This is a genomic window from Okibacterium sp. HSC-33S16 (assembly GCF_024171565.1).
Classification (GTDB): domain Bacteria; phylum Actinomycetota; class Actinomycetes; order Actinomycetales; family Microbacteriaceae; genus Mycetocola_A.
The window spans coordinates 717506-733349 of the sequence record NZ_JALJZZ010000001.1; the positions used below are offsets into that span (position 1 = coordinate 717506).

Here is a 15844-nt window from a genome sequence, read left to right on the forward strand (position 1 = left end):
CGTTGCGACATCCGCTTCGGAGCTAACGACACAGGTGCCGTGCGCCGGACCCACTTTCGATCCTGCGCACGGCACCCGAGGGCAACCTACGCCCGAGCGTCACGCTCCTGGGCCTTGAGCGCCCGCTCGACACCGGCGAGGTTCTCGACCACGATGCGGCGAAGCGCCGGCGGCTCAGCGTTGTGCTCGAGCCAGGCAACAGTAGCGTCACGAAGTTCGGCGTTCGCGAGCGGAGCCGGGTAGAGACCAACAGCGAGGTACTCGGCAATCTTGTAGCTGCGCGACGCCCAAATACGCTGGAGCATTTCGAAGTAGTCCGGCACGAACGACGCGAGCACGTCCGTGTCCTTCGCGCGCTGGAAACCGATGCCGGTCCACTGCACAATGGCGTTCGGTGCCGTGTCGATGTCCACAACGGATGCCCACGCGGCACGTTTCGCTTCGAGCGTCGGGATCGCGGCACGAGCGAGTGCAGCAGCCTTGGCGCCGTTGGCCGTGTTGTCGTCAGCGAGAGCCGCGTCGACGTCCTCGTTGCCGGCAACGCCCGCAACGGTGAGCGCTGTGAGGAGCTCCCAGTCGAGGTCGGTATCGATCTCGAGTCTGTCGAGGCGAACCTCGCCGGAGCGGAGCCCACGGATCGCCTCGAGGTGCGCATCAGTCGATGCGACAGCCGCGAAGAACTTCACGAACTGGAACTGTGCGTCGCTGCCGGCTTCGGCTTCCTGCGCGAGAGTCCAGAGAGCGTCGCCGACCTCGACGAGCACAGCGTCACGAGCTTCGGGGGCCACGTACTGCGTCGCCGCCAGCACGAGCTGGTTGAGCGTGGTGCGGATGGTGGTGGACTCGGTCTCGGTCGCGATGTTGCCGAGAACGAGACGCACGTAGTCACGCGCCGGGGTCTCGGCGTCGCGGGTCGCATCCCAGGCGGCAGCCCAGACGAGCGACCGGGCCAGCGGGTCCTTGATCGCTGAGAGCGACTCGGTGGCAACGGCGAGGGACGCGTCGTCGAGGCGAATCTTCGCGTACGCGAGGTCGTCATCGTTGAGCAGCACGAGGTCGGGGCGCTTGATGCCGACGAGTTCGGCGACGTCGGTGCGCTCACCGTCGACGTCGAGCTCAACCCGGTGCTCACGAACGAGCGAGCCGCCCGTGAGGTTGTAGAAGCCGATCGCCAGGCGGTGCGGGCGGATCGTGGGGTACTCGGCTACCGCCGACTGCAGCACGGCAAACGAGGTGATGACACCCGACTCGTCGATCTCGATCTCCGGGCGCAGGGTGTTGACGCCTGCAGTCTCGAGCCAGAGCTTGCCCCAGTCGGTCAGGTCCCGCCCCGACGCGGTTTCGAGCTCGGTCAGCAGGTCGACGAGTTCGGTGTTGCCGTATTCGTGCTTCTTGAAGTAGGCGGCGACACCGGCGTAGAACGCGTCGATGCCGACCCAGGCAACAAGCTGCTTGAGCACCGATCCGCCCTTGGCGTAAGTGATGCCGTCGAAGTTGACCTGCACGTCTTCGAGGTCGTTGATGGTCGCGACGATCGGGTGGGTCGACGGCAGCTGGTCCTGCTTGTATGCCCAGCTCTTCTCCATGGCGTTGAACGTGGTCCACGCTCCGGTCCATTCGGTGGCTTCGGCAACCGCGATCGTCGACGCCCACTCGGCGAAGGACTCGTTGAGCCAGAGATCGTTCCACCACTTCATGGTGACGAGGTCGCCGAACCACATGTGGGCCAGCTCGTGCAGGATCGTGACGACCCTGCGCTCCTTGATGGCGTCGGTCACCTTGGAGCGGAAGACATACGCCTCCGTGAAGGTCACGGCTCCGGCGTGCTCCATGGCGCCGGCGTTGTACTCCGGCACGAACAGCTGGTCGTACTTGGGGAAGGGATACGGGTAGTCGAAGTTTTTCTCGAAGTACTCGAAGCCCTGGCGCGTCTTGTCGAAGATGTAGTCGGCGTCAAGATACTCCGAGAGGCTCTTGCGGCTGAAGACTCCGAGCGGAATCGTGCGCCCATCGCTCGAGGTGAGCTCACTGCGCACCGAAACGTACGGCCCGGCGATAATCGCCGTGATGTAGCTCGACATCCGCTGTGTTGGCTCGAAGGTCCAGGTCTTCGATCCCTCACCGGCAGCAACGGGCTCCGGGGTGGGGGAGTTCGAGATCACGTCCCAGTGATCGGGCGCCGTCACCGTGAACTGGAACGTTGCCTTGAGGTCGGGCTGCTCGAACACCGCGTACATCCTGCGGGAGTCAGGCACCTCGAACTGGCTGTACAGGTACACCTCGTTGTCGACAGGGTCGACGAAACGGTGCAGGCCCTCGCCGGTGTTCATGTAGATCATGTCGGCATCGACGGTGAGTTCGTTCTCCGCCTGCAGGTTGTCAAGGGCAATGCGGATGCCGTCACTGACCGCGGCAGGGTCGAGGGCAACACCGTTGAGGGTCACCGAATGCACCGTACGGGTGATGGCGTCAATAAAGGTCGATGCGCCGGGTGTTGCGCTGAAGCGCACCGTCGTCGTCGATCGGAACGTCTCGGGGCCGGTGGTGAGGTCGAGAGCGATGGAATAGCTCGAGGTCGAAACGAGTGAGGCTCGCTCCTGTGCTTCGGCGCGGGTGAGGTTTTCTCCGGGCAACGCTGAACTCCTTAGTGCGATGGGACTGTCGAACAAGACGGATTGTGTCCGAGATTCCAGCGTAGTGCTCGCGTCGTTCCCGCCGATTGGGATCGGAAGGGGAGTCGGCTCCGAAATTCATGGTTGGCTGGAGGTATGAGCACCGATACCGCGACAGCCGTTGATTTCTGGTTCGACCCGTCCTGCCCGTGGGCATGGATGACATCACGTTGGGTGGACGAGGTGGCGAACTCTCGCAACCTCGACGTCACCTGGCACATCATGAGCCTCGCGGTGCTCAACGAAGACAAGGATGTCTCCGACGACTACAAGGCGTTCTTCCCCCGAGCGCTCCGCTACACCCGCCTCGTTGCTGCCGCGCAGGAAGAGTTTGGGCAAGCTATCGTCAAGCCGCTCTACGACGCACTCGGCATGCAGATTCACCTCGGCGAGTCCACCGAACCCGATGTCGTGATCCCTCAGGCCCTCGCCGAGGTCGGCCTGCCACCCGAGTTCGCCGAGCACTCCCTGACCGACAGCTACGACGCCCAGATGCGAGCGAGCCACTTCGACGGCATTGAGCGTGTGGGCCAGGACGTGGGAACACCGGTCATCGCCGTAAACGGTGTTGCGTTCTTCGGGCCCGTCCTCTCGCCGGCGCCGAAAGGTGAGGACGCCGTTCGGCTCTGGGACGGCATCGTCGCTGCAGCCGCGTACCCCGGGTTCTTCGAACTCAAGCGCAGCCGCACCGTAGGCCCGATCTTCGACTAGCGTCACCGGGCGCACGCGGGAACGGCAGAATGGAAGCATGCGCATCCATATCGCCACCGATCACGCCGGCCTCGACTTCAGCACCGAACTCCAGCAGCATCTCCGCGACTCTGGTCACGAGGTTATCGACCACGGACCGACCGAGTACGACGCCCTCGACGATTACCCGGCCTTCTGCATCAACGCCGCCCTCGCTGTGGTGCGGGACCAGGCCGCCGGAACCGAAGCCCTCGGTGTGGTGTTCGGAGGATCTGGAAATGGTGAGCAGATCGCCGCGAACAAAGTGCGTGGCATCCGTGCTGCCCTGGTTTGGAACGACAGCACTGCGAAGCTCGCGCGTGAGCACAACGACGCCAACGTGATCTCCATCGGAGCCCGCCAGCATTCGTTCGACGAGGTCAAGTCGTTCATCGACGCGTTCATCGCCGAACCGTTCTCGGGCGACGAGCGCCACGCACGCCGGATTGCGCAGCTCGCCGAATACGAGTCAACAGGCACCATCGTCGGCAAGGGCGTCGACGTCCCGAGCGCAGAGCGAAACTAGCGTGCCCGAGGGTCACTCCGTTCATCGCATCGCGCGGCAGTTCCGGGCCAACTTCCAGGGCGCTGAACTCATCGCGTCGAGCCCGCAGGGCCGGTTTGCCGAGGGCGCAGCGGTGTTGTCCGGGCGAACGCTCGTCGACGTGAAGGCCGTCGGCAAGCAGATGTTCCTCGACTTCGATGACGAGCTGTGGCTGCGGGTGCACCTCGGGATGTACGGCGCCTGGGACTTTGCGGGCGAGATCACCACCGATGCGACCATCGCGAGCGCTAACGGCCGGATGGGCCAGACGAACCAGAAGGGCACTGACCTCGCCACGGCCATCCTCGATGACGCCGGCGAGAACTCGCTGCACTCGATCGGCGCACCCCGCAACACCCGGGTGCGAATGTCTGAGCAGACCAAGGGGCTGGCTGGCGAGGACTGGGACACGTTTCCACCGCCACCCGTCGGCGCCGTTCGCCTGCGGCTGCTCACCGAGCACGCGGTCGCCGACCTGCGCGGTCCGACTGCCTGCGAGATCCTCGACACGGCCCAGGTGAACGCGGTCATCGCAAAGCTGGGTCCTGATCCGCTGCTTGAGGACACCCCGGCGGCCGAAGACCGGTTCACCACCGTGGTGCGCAAGAAGCCAACACCGATCGGGCTTCTGCTGATGGATCAGTCCGTGGTATCCGGCATCGGCAACGTCTACCGCGCGGAACTGCTGTTTCGGTCACGGATCGATCCGCACACCCCGGGAAAGCTCGTGCCGGAGGAACTGGTTCGCGGACTGTGGCGTGATTGGGCGCGCCTGTTGCCGATCGGCGTTGAGACCGGGCAGATGATGACCATGGATGACCTCACCGGCGAGGACTACCGCAAGGCGATGGCCAGTCGCGACGACCGACACTGGGTGTACAAGCGGGAGGGGCTGCCCTGCCGGGTGTGTGGCACACACATCGCCCTCGAGGTTATGGGTGCCAGAAAGCTCTACTGGTGCCCCAACTGCCAGCGCTGACCGAGATCGGGAGCCAGGCATGACGGAGTTTCGGTTGAGTGCGGCGCGGCCTGGCTCGGGCATTCGCACCACCCTGAGAAACGCTCGAATCGTCGGGTCAGACGGCACTCCCGTCGACATCGAGATCGAAGACGCCCGCATCAGCACTATCCGTCCGGCACACGTGAGCCCCGCACAGGGTGAACCCGTTGACCTCGCCGGGCGCTGGGTGCTGCCGGGGCTTTGGGACCACCACGTTCACTTCAGCCAGGTTGCGCTTGCGTCGCGCCGACTCGACCTGGCATCGAGCAGCTCAGCGGCGTCTGTTGTCGAACTCGTGCGCGCACACTCGGCTCGATCCTCTGCCGAGCCGGGCGACATCCTCGTCGGTACCGGATTCCGGGATGCACTCTGGCCGGATAGCCCCGACCTTGCCGCGTTGGACCGTGCGTCAGAGGGGCGACCCGTCGTCCTGATCGGGGCAGACCTGCACTGTGTCTGGCTCAACGGTGCCGCGCTCGAGCGGTTCGGGCACGCCGGCCACCCGACCGGCATGCTGCGTGAGGAAGACGCTTTCGCGGTGAGCAAGGCCCTCGACACTGATGATGCACTCGTCGACGCCTGGGCACGAGAGGCTGCAGGCGTCGCCGCCGCCCGCGGCGTCGTGGGTATCGGCGACTTCGAGATGGCGTGGAACCTCGACGCCTGGAAGCGCCGAACCGCTGCGGGGGCAACGTCGCTGCGGGTGCGATTCGGCATCTACCCGGCTGACCTCGACCGTGCGCTGGCCCAGCGTCTCAGCACCGGGCAGATCGTGCCGCACACCCACGGTCTCGTCGAAGTGGGCGCACTCAAGGTGATTACCGACGGATCCCTCAACACGAGAAGCGCCTACTGCGACGATGACTATGACGGCCTCACCGGGCGCCCCGACGCACGAGGCGTGCTGACGGTGCCGACAGATGAGCTTGTGTTCCTCATGCGGCGAGCGATGACCGGTGGCCTGAGCAGCGCGATCCACGCGATCGGCGACCGAGCCAACACACTGGCGCTCGACGCGTTCGCGGCCACCGGCGCGGCAGGATCGATCGAACACGCGCAGTTACTCCGCGACGATGACATTGCGCGGTTCGCCGAACTCGGTGTGATCGCGAGCGTGCAGCCCGAGCACGCGATGGACGACCGTGACGCAGCCGAGCAGCTCTGGCCGGGGCGCACGCGCCGGGCCTTCCCGTTGCGCAGCCTGCTCGACGCCGGTGCCACCCTCCGCCTCGGCTCTGATGCTCCCGTCGCGCCACTCGACCCGTGGATTGCCATCTCTGCAGCTGTCGGCCGGTCGAGGGAGAACCGCGCCCCGTGGCATCCGGAACAATCGATCACCGTGTCCGAAGCGCTCGCTGCCGCCACCCGCACGCCCCACGAGCGCGTTGCGGCGAGACGGCTCGCTGACCTGGCTATCGTCGATGCAGATCCACTGGCATCCACCGCTGATCAGCTGAGACGGATGCCTGTGGCCGCCACGGTGTTGAACGGTCGTTTCACACACTCGGTGCTATAACGAAAAACAGAGGGCCGCCCGAAGGCGACCCTCTGCGTGAGAGCGGGGAACGAACGCTACTTCGCGACGTGGGCGACGAGGAACCAGCGGTCCTTCTCGAGGCCGCGTGAGATCTCGATAGCGATGTCCTGACTGGTGAGGTCGATGGCGTCAAGCTCGTTCACGGCCGTCTTCACGGTGGTGAGGGCAGCGTCGATCTGCGCGACGAACTCGGCGATCGTCACCTCGGACTGCTGGAATCCGGCGGTGAGCTGGGGTGTCGTGGCGTTGGCTGCGACGGTGGACAACCGTGCGTCGACCGGGAGCCCCAGGGCAACGATGCGCTCGGCTGCGCTGTCTGCCCAATCCTGGGCGTGCGCGACGATGGTGTCGAGGAGTTCGTGCACTCCGACGAAGTTCGCCCCGCGAACGTGCCAATGTGCCTGTTTGCCGTTGACGACAAGGGCGGTGAGGTCGAGAACGACCGGGCTCAGGAACTGAGCGACGCCGGCCGCGACGTCAGGGCTGACGGAGGTCTGTGAAACGGTGGTGATGTCTGTCATGGTGTTCCCCTTCACTTGCGCGTTGGTTGAGGTGCGCTCTGGACTGCAACGCTACTCAGCCCCACACATTCCGCAAGCAAGAGAAGGCTGGGCTTACCTTGTGCCCAGGCGTCCGCTGTTCGGGGGTTTTCCCCCGGAGGCATCTGGGTGGCTCCCGGATACTCCCATGCCGCGTTCACCGGGAAGCTGGATGCATGACGATAAACGATACGCAGAGCGGCCCTGCACCAGCGACGGCCGTGATTTCTGACACTCTTGACCACATGACTGGCGACGAGCGACCCGCAGCGGCCGAGCCGCGCCCACGCAACGGCTATGCGACGCTGTGGGCCGGGGTTCCGCGAGAGCTCGGCTTCCTCCTCCTCACCCTTCCGATTGCTGTGGTCGGATTCTCCATCGGCGTGACCCTGTTTTCGGCTGGCGCCTCATTGGTGTTCATCGTGGTGGGCCTCTTCGTGCTCACCGCAGCGCTTTTCGTGGCACGGGCTTTCGGGACCCTCGAACTCGTCCGGCTTGAAGCGGCGGGAAGAACACCGATTTCTCGCCCAACGTGGAACCCGATCCCCGAGAACGCAGGCTTCTGGCGCCGGACGCTCGGTCCGCTGACCCAGGGGCACTACTGGACCTACCTCCTGCACACGGGGTTCGTGAACTTCGTGGTCAGCACGTTCTCCTGGACTCTGACGATCACCTGGCTGGCCACCGCGCTCGGCGGGGTGACCTACTGGATCTGGGCACCGTTTCTCCCGCAGGACCCCGATCAGCTCTGGCTGGGCGAGGTCGTTTTCGGTTTCTTCGCACCGAACAGTGAATTGCTTGTCTCTCCCCGGGCTGCCGACATCATTCTCATGATGACCGTCGGAATCGTGTTCCTCGTCACCGTGCCCTTCATCACCCGGGGACTCACCCTTCTCCACGACACGATCGCTCGCGGTCTGCTGTCACGCTGGCAGAACGATGACCTCCGCACCGAGGTGGCTGCGCTCGCCGCATCGCGTGGCGCTGCCGTGTCGGCCGAAGACCAGTCGGTACGCCGACTCGAACGGGACATTCACGACGGTCCGCAGCAGCGTCTCGTTCGGCTGCAGATGGACCTCGCGGCCGCGGAACGTCGGTTGGGCACCGACCCCGAGTCGGCGAAGACGCTGATTGCCGAGGCACGAGGGCAGGCTCAGGCGTCACTCGACGAGTTGCGCGCCCTCTCACGTGGATTTGCCCCACCGATCCTCGAGGACCGCGGGCTGGTTAGCGCCGTTGAGTCGTTCGCAGCACTGAGCAGCATTCCGATCACCGTGGCAAGCACCCTCGATGCGGGCACCCGGCTCCCTGCAGAGATCGAGCGAAACGTGTACTTCGTGGTTGCCGAGTTGATTACCAACGCCTCCAAGCACTCCGGAGCAACGGCGGTGCGCGTCGAGATGTCGACGCCGACCGACGCCGCTGGATCCCGACGCCTTGAGGTCCTTGTCGCAGACAACGGCACCGGGGGAGCCCGGTTCGATGTCGGCCACGGACTGAGCGGCCTGCGCGATCGCCTCACTGGGTTGCGTGGCTCGCTGACTGTGGACAGTCCCTCCGGATTCGGAACGCGCGTGACAGCATCCGTCCCGGGAATCGATCGCTGATCACCCGTATGCTTGCTGGGTGATCAGCAGCCCCTCGCGCCCCATTCGCGTCGCCCTTGCAGACGACTCGGTGTTGCTTCGCGAGGGGCTTGTTCGGCTGTTCGACGAAGCAGGCTTCGAGACGGTGGGGTCGTTCGGCGACGGTGACAGCCTCAGGGCCGCGCTCGACTCGCTCGACGTCGACGTTGTTGTCCTTGACGTTCGGATGCCGCCGACATTCCGGGACGAGGGAGTGCGCACCGCAATCGCGATCCGCGCCTCGCGCCCGACGGTCGGGATCCTGCTCTTGAGCCAATACGTCGAGGCCACCTACGCCGAAGAGCTCCTCGGGGCGTCAGTTGGTGGAGTCGGTTACCTGCTCAAGGACCGCGTCGCATCCCTCAACGAACTGCAGGATGCCGTGACCCGCATCGCCGATGGTGGCACCGTTCTCGACCCCGAGGTGGTCCGAGAGCTGCTTACTCACCGCCGCGACCCGCTGGCGACGCTGACTCCGCGGGAGGCGGACGTACTGCAACTGATGGCGGAGGGACTGAACAACCAGGGCATTGCCCGTCGTCTCGTGATCGGACTCGGCGCCGTTGAGAAGAACGTGACGGCGATCTTCGCGAAGCTCGGACTCGATGCGTCAGGTGCGGAGCACCGCAGGGTGCTCGCCGTACTCCGCTATCTCCGACCGTAGCCTGCCTCGCACCGGCCGGGTCATCGCAGTGAACTGATGCTGCGGGCCACCGCTCGGAGGTCACGAATGCGTTTCTCGTATGTCGCCGCAAGCACGATGAGGATCACTCCACCGATTCCTGCCCACAGCCACCACGGCACCACCCCGTAGAGGTCCGAGATCCAGGGCCACAATTGGGCCAGCGCATGGACGATGATGACAGCGGCACCGGTGACAGCGGGGGCGCTGAGTTTCAGAGCGAGCCCGGCACCGAACACCGCGAGCGAGACGAGCCCAAGCGCAACTACCCGCCACAACTCTGTGCCGGTGAAATCGGCGAGAAGCGACGGAACCAGAAGCAGCAGCACACCAACGCCCAGGTGCGGCCAGGACCTGGCTATCGGGTCAGCAGCCAACCGAAGCGCACCCGCAGTGAGCAGCCCCGCCGCGAGGGGCACAGTGACCCACTCGAACGGGTCCGCAACCCCGGATGTTACTCCGGCTACCGCCAGGAGAAGTGCTGAGCCGAGAGCCGTCCAGCGAATCAGCGATGACCGCAGACGCTGGCTCGAGCCGACAACGTAGAGGACCAGGCAGAAGACCACAGCAATCGTGAGGCGCCAGAGTGCGATGTTGTCGACGAGCAGTGCGACGGCGAGGGGCACCGCGACAACAACGCTGGACAGCGCCACCGCCGCGGTACCGAGCGCCCGCGGATCCTTCGCGCGAAACAGCCAGAGCAAACCGGCGACCAGCAGGGCGGCAGCAACCCCCTCGTTGTGCCATCCGTCGGGTGTCCCTCGAGCCATGAGGACCACAACGGTCGTCAGCGCCGCGCCGGCCCCTGCCACGTAGACGACAGCATCCAGTCGAGTTCCGCGGACGACGGAAGGCAGGAATGGCGCTATCACCAGGAGGACAGCCGCAGCGGAGACGACCAGACCTCCGCGCAGCGGTTCCTCAGCTGAGGATGCAACGGCGCTGGGGATAACAGCAACCGCGAGAGCCGCGGAAAGCAGCGCACTGCGGCCGGATCCGGTCGTCACTGGGTGCCGGCGCACAAGGACGACCGCGAGAACGGCAAGAAGCAGACCAGCGACGGGCAGGGTGTAGAGCTCGATAACAGTGACATCATTGCGGGTCAACGCGACCCACAGTGCGGCGACGGCGAGGGGAAGACCTGCCCACGCAACGTGGTGGCGGGCTGTCCGCCCCTGGATCGGCCCACCCTCGCCGCTGGCGATGAGAATTACGGTGACGGCGAGCAGGAGGAGAGCCGCCCAGCCGAGTTCCGTGGCGCGTGCGGCCTGCACCGAGATCGGAACAATGGTGAGAGCAATGGATGCGTCCCAGGCGAGCCGAGCAATCTTCGCGGGGTGGACGATGCGCTGCGCCGCCGCTTCTGGGGCGTGAGGGGCTGGGTGTTCAGCGCGGAAGAGCACGAGTCCGACTGCCGCGAGGATCACGGTGAGCGCGGAGGCCACAACCGTGGTCCCGGGCTGGCCCAGCTGGTCCCATCCGACCCCGGCGGCGACCACAGCAAGAACGGGCGCAGCTGCGGCCCCGACGAAACGTTCGGGCCAGGTCGCAACCGTTCGCGGGAATTGCCAGAGGATTGCCACGCCCGCTGTCAGGGCGCAGACAGTGAGGAAAGGACCGGCATCGACAGGCACCCGTGTTGCGAGTTCGGTGACGCCGATGAGGACGGGGACGACAGCGACACTGGCAGTGACCGCCGCCTCGGATCGGCGGGTGACGAAGGTGGTCAAGGGGACGGCGCAGAGGATCGCGAGCGCGCACAGTGCGACGAGGAGAACCGGGCCGGCCTGGGCAGCGGTTCCCCCGGTGACCGTCTGGACCCATTCCGGCACCAGCCGCACGCTCAGTAGCAGCGACGCAACCAGCGCGGCAACGATGAATGGTGTCGTCCAGAGCGCGAACCGCGGTCGGGTCGATCTGTCGACGATCTCGCGGAATGAAATGAGAAGGGCGAGCACCGCGAGGGCGGTGAAGGGGAAGGTGACCGTATTCGTCATCCCGACCAGGAAGAGGGCGAGGGTGCTCAGCGCACTCGTTGCCGCTCCCAGGATGCGATACGGCCGATGAAGTCGCCGCGCGCCCGCGCACAGCAACCCGGAGATAGCGAGGGAAAGAAACCCGAGTGCGGTGAGCGCCGGTGTCGCGATGGCGAAAGATGCGGCGATGAGTCCGAGACTCACGGCAATGAGGGGGACCCAACCGAAACGGCGGGCCCGGTCGAGGGCCGCCAGGAGGAGCAAGGTGAGGACGGAGAAACCGAGAAGCGCGAGTGCGGCAGTCCACCGCGTGCGAATGGCCGGGCCCGTGATCTCATCGATGATGGTGAGGTCGAACGGCTGAACCCGGAGCGCGCCATCAAATCCGGAAAGCGCTATGACGACGGCGGGGATGATGGCGAGAGCGGCGACGGCGATGGGGATCGTGGTCGCGACCATCAGCAGTGTTGCGCGATCCGACACGGCGGGGACTCGAGCGATCAGTGCGAGGAGAATCGCACCAGTCAGGGCGATGACGGCAGGCATCCACAGGGCGTCCGTGAGGTCCGGAATGCGGAGCCAGAGCGCCGGCGCCATCGTGGCGACAGCTAATCCGAGCCCCACAGCGGCGAGAACCTGCATGGCTGTTGAGTGCGTTTCGCGCGTCAGCGGCTCGGACGTGGGCTCAGCCGACGCTTCGCGAGAGCGACTCAGTGTAAATGGGGACACGACGAGGTGTGCGAACCAGATGCAAGCTACGAGGGTCAGGCCGATGACCGGTCCAACGTCCCAGCCGATGAAAGTGAACGACGCCGGCACAATGGCCAGCGCGGTCGCAACGAAACCGAATGCGCGGAACAGCTGCCGTTCGAGCGCGCCGAACGGCAGGCGTTTCCAGGCGAGGCTGACAATGCCTACCGCCGAGAGCGCTCCCCATGCCGGCACGGATCCCTCGGTATCGGTGAGGATACCCACAGTGACCGCCAGGACGGCGAATGGGGCGAGCACGACCGAGGACAGGCTGATCGAGCGAAGTGGAAGACCGCGGAACGCGATGGCGAGAAGAATCGCGAGAACACCGGTGGCGATGCCGGTGTAGAGCCACCCGTCGATGTTGCCGGATCCGAAGAGGTCGTTGGCACGAATGATCCACACGTCGAGCACAAGCAGCACGATCGCGAGGACCGCGACACCTTCGGCCGTACCAAGAAGTGTGCGTCGGTACAGCAACCAGGATGCGCCGAACACGGCGAGGCTTGCCACCGCCGTGAGAACCGATCGGACCTCGAGGCTCGCAATCAGATAGGCCAACAACACGAAGAAGGTGGCCATGATCGATACGAGGATGACGCCGACGGTCAGCATCAGGATCTGGATACCCGATCGCCGAGGTCGCCCCGGGTCGGGCGGCACGCTGCCGATCACCGGTGGGGGAGTGCCCGTCGCTTGCGGGTACCAGGCGCTGAGGGGCGCGGCCTGGGGAAGAGGGTGGCTCATCCCCGGCGGTTGGGGAATCGGAACGGACGGGGCCTGCGGCACAGGGACCTGGGGCGCAGCCCAAGCTGCCTGGGCGTGGGCCGCTCGTTCGGCCTGCTGAGCACGCATCTGGCCCATTAACTGCTGCCGGCGACTCTCGGCGGCGACGATGGTCTTGCCGGTCTCGAAGACCTCGGTCGCTTCGGCGCCCGAGAGATCGAGTCCGCACTGGGTACAGACGGGACCGGTGATTCCAGGAGCGTTGCGGAAGGACGCCGCGCTCAGCGGTGCGAAACATGACGGGCATCGGGTGCTGTCGGTGAGGAAGTCAGCGCGCAAGGGCCACCGGACCGCGTCGTTCGGCGTGACGGCGGGACGTGCAGACGGCGGTGGGGAGCCCGGAGTCAGAGACATGGCCCGATTGTGACAGAGGTTGTCTCACTGCGGGTAGTTGCTCGAATGCGGTGGAGAACGTGGCTCCTGTGGAGGGAAGTGAGCGCGATAGGGTGACGACATGATGAAGCACGACGGCGCAACGATTCTTCCGCTCACCGGACTCGATGGGCCGGTGCTGGATGAGAGCGCGTTTGTGGCGCCGGGAGCGCGCATTATTGGCAACGTCACCCTTCGGGCGAATTCGAGTGTCTGGTACAACGCCGTTCTCCGTGGAGACTCATCGTCCATCGAACTGGGCGAAGGCAGCAACATCCAGGACGGCGTCGCCGTGCATGTCGATGCAGCCTCGCCCGTGGTGATTGGACAAGGCGTTTCTGTCGGTCACAATGCTGTTGTGCACGGCTGCACGATCGGCAACACCGTTTTGGTTGGCATGGGCGCGGTCATTCTCAGTGGCGCCGTGATCGGCGATGAATGTTTGATCGCCGGGGGAGCAGTGGTGCTGTCCGGTGCGGAGATTCCGCCACGTTCGCTCGTCGCGGGAGTGCCGGGGAAAGTCCGTCGTGAGCTGACCGACGACGAGATTGATGGCATCCGCCACAATGCTGAGATCTACCTCGAGCACTCGCGGCACCATGCGGAATCGTTGGGCGAAGGTTTTGCCTAGGCCGACCCGTTCTTCTTGTTCCACCGCTTATGAGCGGCCATTCCTGTGCCGAGGCACAGCGCGGCGCCGGTCATGAGCATGACCCCTGCGCCGAAACGACCGGTGCCGAGCGCAAGGCCAGCGAGAACGAACAGCACAACTCCGACGGTCGACCAGATCGCGTACGGGCGGAGCAACTTCACGGGCTTCGCCTTCGACTGGCCGGAGCATGAGGGAAAACTGGAGGGGCTGACGAGAATCGAACTCGCATCATCTGTTTGGAAGACAGAGGCTTTACCACTAAGCTACAGCCCCGAATCCTGACGTTATGCCGGGATAGATTTTTCAATTGTGGGCCAGCGAACCGGCACTCGAATATCGTAGTACACGTTTGAGGGTGGTTTGTGCACGCACGTCGTGCGCAGGTTTGGTCGGCGTCCGTGCATTAGACTGTCCGAGGCCTTCCACACCGATGCCTGTCATCTCCGTGAATTGTCCACCACCGGTATTTATACCGGGGCGTAGCTCAGCTTGGTAGAGCGCCCGGTTTGGGACCGGGAGGTCGCAGGTTCGAATCCTGTCGCCCCGACAATCCGAAACTCCTCAGATCGAGGAAAAATCCACAACACAGGAGAACACACCAACGTGAAATCCACGGTCGAACAGCTCAGCCCCACCCGCGTCAAGGTCGCCATCTCGGTGACGCCCGAAGACCTGAAGCCGAGCATCACCCACGCCTACGGCCACATCGCCGAGCAGGTCAACATTCCCGGATTCCGCAAGGGCAAGGTTCCGCCGGCGATCATCGACCAGCGCATGGGCAAGGGCGCCGTTCTCGAGCACGCGGTCAACGAAGGCCTCGACGGCTTCTACCGTGCTGCGATCGAAGAGCACGGCATCCGCACCCTGGGTCGCCCCGAGGCAGACATCGTCGAGTGGCCGAGCGACAAGGACTTCTCCGGAGACCTTCAGCTCGCGATCGAGGTAGACGTTCGTCCCGAGATCACGCTTCCCGCCTACGACGACATCACCATTGAGGTCGCTGAGGCCGAGGTCACCGACAAGGACGTCGAAGAAGAACTCGACAAGCTCCGCACCCGTTTCGGCACGCTCGTCACGGTTGACCGCCCAGCAGCCACGGGTGATTTCGTGCAGATTGACCTCGTTGCCACCATCAACGGTGAAGAGGTCGACACCGCGTCCGGTATCTCCTACGAGGTCGGCTCCGGCGACCTCATCGAGGGCATCGACGAAGCTCTCGAGTCGCTCACCGCCGGTGAAGTCACCACGTTCAGCGCACCGCTGCTCGGCGGAGACCACGAGGGTGAGAACGCTGAGATCACCGTCACCGTTGGCGCCGTCAAGGAGCGCGAGCTTCCGAAGGCCGACGACGACTTCGCTCAGATCGCCAGCGAGTTCGACACCATCGCTGAGCTGACCGAAAGCCTCAAGGAGCAGGCCGCCCGCTCGAAGGCATTCGGCCAGGGCACCGAGGCTCGCACCAAGCTGCTCGAGAAGCTCGTTGAGCTCGTCGAGATCCCCGTTCCCGAGAAGCTCGTTGAGGACGAGGTGCACCGTCACCTCGAGGGCGAAGGCCGCCTCGAAGACGACGAGCACCGCGCAGAGGTCAAGACCTCGAGCGAAGCGACATTCAAGCAGCAGCTCCTCCTCGACACCATCGCCGAGGCCGAGAAGGTTCAGGTCAGCCAGGACGAGCTCACCCAGTACCTCATCCAGGGTGCAGCCCAGTACGGCATGGAGCCGGGCGAGTTCATCAAGGTCCTCGACGAGAACCAGCAGATCCCTGCCATGGTCGGAGAGGTTGCCCGCAACAAGGCCCTCGCCGTTGTTCTCGGCAAGGCCAAGGTTGTTGACACGGCTGGAAACGCCGTTGACCTCTCGGGATTCATCCCCACCGACGACGACGCAGACGCAGCGGCTGACGACGCTGAGGCAGACGCCGCCGTCGACGCCGATGAGGCATCGACCGAAAAGTAAGCACAACGATAACGACGGATGCCC

At 64.9% G+C, this 15844-nt stretch carries 12 protein-coding genes and 2 tRNA genes; 9 read left to right on the forward strand and 5 right to left on the reverse strand.

The window, feature by feature from the left end; all coding sequences use genetic code 11:
- Window positions 1-86 precede the first annotated feature (86 nt).
- Window positions 87-2633 (reverse strand): aminopeptidase N, encoded by a 2547-nt coding sequence (gene pepN / locus L1277_RS03495; RefSeq protein ID WP_253374946.1) that lies wholly within the window; start codon window positions 2631-2633, stop codon window positions 87-89.
- 135 nt (window positions 2634-2768) lie between these two features.
- Here pepN and L1277_RS03500 point away from each other — a divergent pair, with 135 nt between their 5' ends.
- The 4 genes from L1277_RS03500 to L1277_RS03515 are packed head-to-tail and all read left to right on the forward strand — an operon-like array spanning window position 2769 to window position 6461.
- The gene (locus L1277_RS03500) at window positions 2769-3383 is read left to right on the forward strand and encodes a DsbA family protein (protein ID WP_253374947.1); all 615 of its coding nucleotides are present in this window, start codon (window positions 2769-2771) and stop codon (window positions 3381-3383) included.
- A gap of 37 nt (window positions 3384-3420) precedes the next feature.
- Window positions 3421-3927: a ribose-5-phosphate isomerase gene (locus tag L1277_RS03505; RefSeq protein WP_253374948.1), complete on the forward strand. Its 507-nt coding sequence runs from the start codon at window positions 3421-3423 to the stop codon at window positions 3925-3927.
- Window position 3928: 1 nt separating this feature from the next.
- Window positions 3929-4924: a DNA-formamidopyrimidine glycosylase family protein gene (locus L1277_RS03510; RefSeq protein WP_253374949.1), complete on the forward strand. Its 996-nt coding sequence runs from the start codon at window positions 3929-3931 to the stop codon at window positions 4922-4924.
- 19 nt (window positions 4925-4943) lie between these two features.
- A complete protein-coding gene (locus L1277_RS03515) occupies window positions 4944-6461 on the forward strand; it encodes an amidohydrolase (protein WP_253374950.1) in 1518 nt (505 codons plus the stop codon).
- 56 nt (window positions 6462-6517) lie between these two features.
- Here the strand turns inward: L1277_RS03515 and L1277_RS03520 are convergent, their stop codons facing one another.
- On the reverse strand, window positions 6518-7003 hold the full coding sequence (locus L1277_RS03520; protein ID WP_253374951.1) for a Dps family protein: 486 nt from the start codon (window positions 7001-7003) through the stop codon (window positions 6518-6520).
- Between the two features lie 194 nt (window positions 7004-7197).
- Here L1277_RS03520 and L1277_RS03525 point away from each other — a divergent pair, with 194 nt between their 5' ends.
- Entirely contained in the window at window positions 7198-8628 is a 1431-nt protein-coding gene (locus tag L1277_RS03525; protein ID WP_253374952.1) for a sensor histidine kinase, read from the forward strand.
- Between the two features lie 22 nt (window positions 8629-8650).
- A complete protein-coding gene (locus L1277_RS03530; protein ID WP_253375278.1) occupies window positions 8651-9310 on the forward strand; it encodes a response regulator transcription factor in 660 nt (219 codons plus the stop codon).
- A 20-nt stretch (window positions 9311-9330) separates the two neighbouring features.
- Here L1277_RS03530 and L1277_RS03535 read toward each other — a convergent pair whose 3' ends face one another.
- A complete protein-coding gene (locus L1277_RS03535) occupies window positions 9331-13194 on the reverse strand; it encodes an SCO7613 C-terminal domain-containing membrane protein (RefSeq protein ID WP_253374953.1) in 3864 nt (1287 codons plus the stop codon).
- 100 nt (window positions 13195-13294) lie between these two features.
- On the opposite strand from L1277_RS03535, the gene L1277_RS03540 reads away from it, so the two are divergent.
- A complete protein-coding gene (locus L1277_RS03540) occupies window positions 13295-13843 on the forward strand; it encodes a gamma carbonic anhydrase family protein (protein ID WP_253374954.1) in 549 nt (182 codons plus the stop codon).
- Here the strand turns inward: L1277_RS03540 and L1277_RS03545 are convergent.
- Window positions 13840-14025 (reverse strand): hypothetical protein, encoded by a 186-nt coding sequence (locus L1277_RS03545; RefSeq protein ID WP_253374955.1) that lies wholly within the window; start codon window positions 14023-14025, stop codon window positions 13840-13842. The genes L1277_RS03540 and L1277_RS03545 overlap by 4 nt on opposite strands.
- A 38-nt stretch (window positions 14026-14063) precedes the next feature.
- A tRNA-Gly gene (locus L1277_RS03550) sits at window positions 14064-14137 on the reverse strand.
- A 200-nt stretch (window positions 14138-14337) separates the two neighbouring features.
- On the opposite strand from L1277_RS03550, the gene L1277_RS03555 reads away from it, so the two are divergent.
- Together L1277_RS03555 and tig are read left to right on the forward strand one after the other, a co-directional pair.
- Window positions 14338-14411 (forward strand) — tRNA-Pro (locus tag L1277_RS03555).
- Window positions 14412-14467: 56 nt separating this feature from the next.
- Entirely contained in the window at window positions 14468-15820 is a 1353-nt protein-coding gene (tig, locus tag L1277_RS03560) for a trigger factor (protein WP_253374956.1), read from the forward strand.
- Window positions 15821-15844 lie beyond the last annotated feature (24 nt).

Coding starts and splice junctions, on each gene's coding strand:
- L1277_RS03505 (WP_253374948.1), top strand. CDS start 3,421: ATGCGCATCCATATCGCCACCGATCACGCCGGCCTCGACTTCAGCACC.
- L1277_RS03520 (WP_253374951.1), bottom strand. CDS start 7,003: ATGACAGACATCACCACCGTTTCACAGACCTCCGTCAGCCCTGACGTC.
- L1277_RS03535 (WP_253374953.1), bottom strand. CDS start 13,194: ATGTCTCTGACTCCGGGCTCCCCACCGCCGTCTGCACGTCCCGCCGTC.
- L1277_RS03515 (WP_253374950.1), top strand. CDS start 4,944: ATGACGGAGTTTCGGTTGAGTGCGGCGCGGCCTGGCTCGGGCATTCGC.
- L1277_RS03525 (WP_253374952.1), top strand. CDS start 7,198: ATGACGATAAACGATACGCAGAGCGGCCCTGCACCAGCGACGGCCGTG.
- L1277_RS03500 (WP_253374947.1), top strand. CDS start 2,769: ATGAGCACCGATACCGCGACAGCCGTTGATTTCTGGTTCGACCCGTCC.
- L1277_RS03540 (WP_253374954.1), top strand. CDS start 13,295: ATGATGAAGCACGACGGCGCAACGATTCTTCCGCTCACCGGACTCGAT.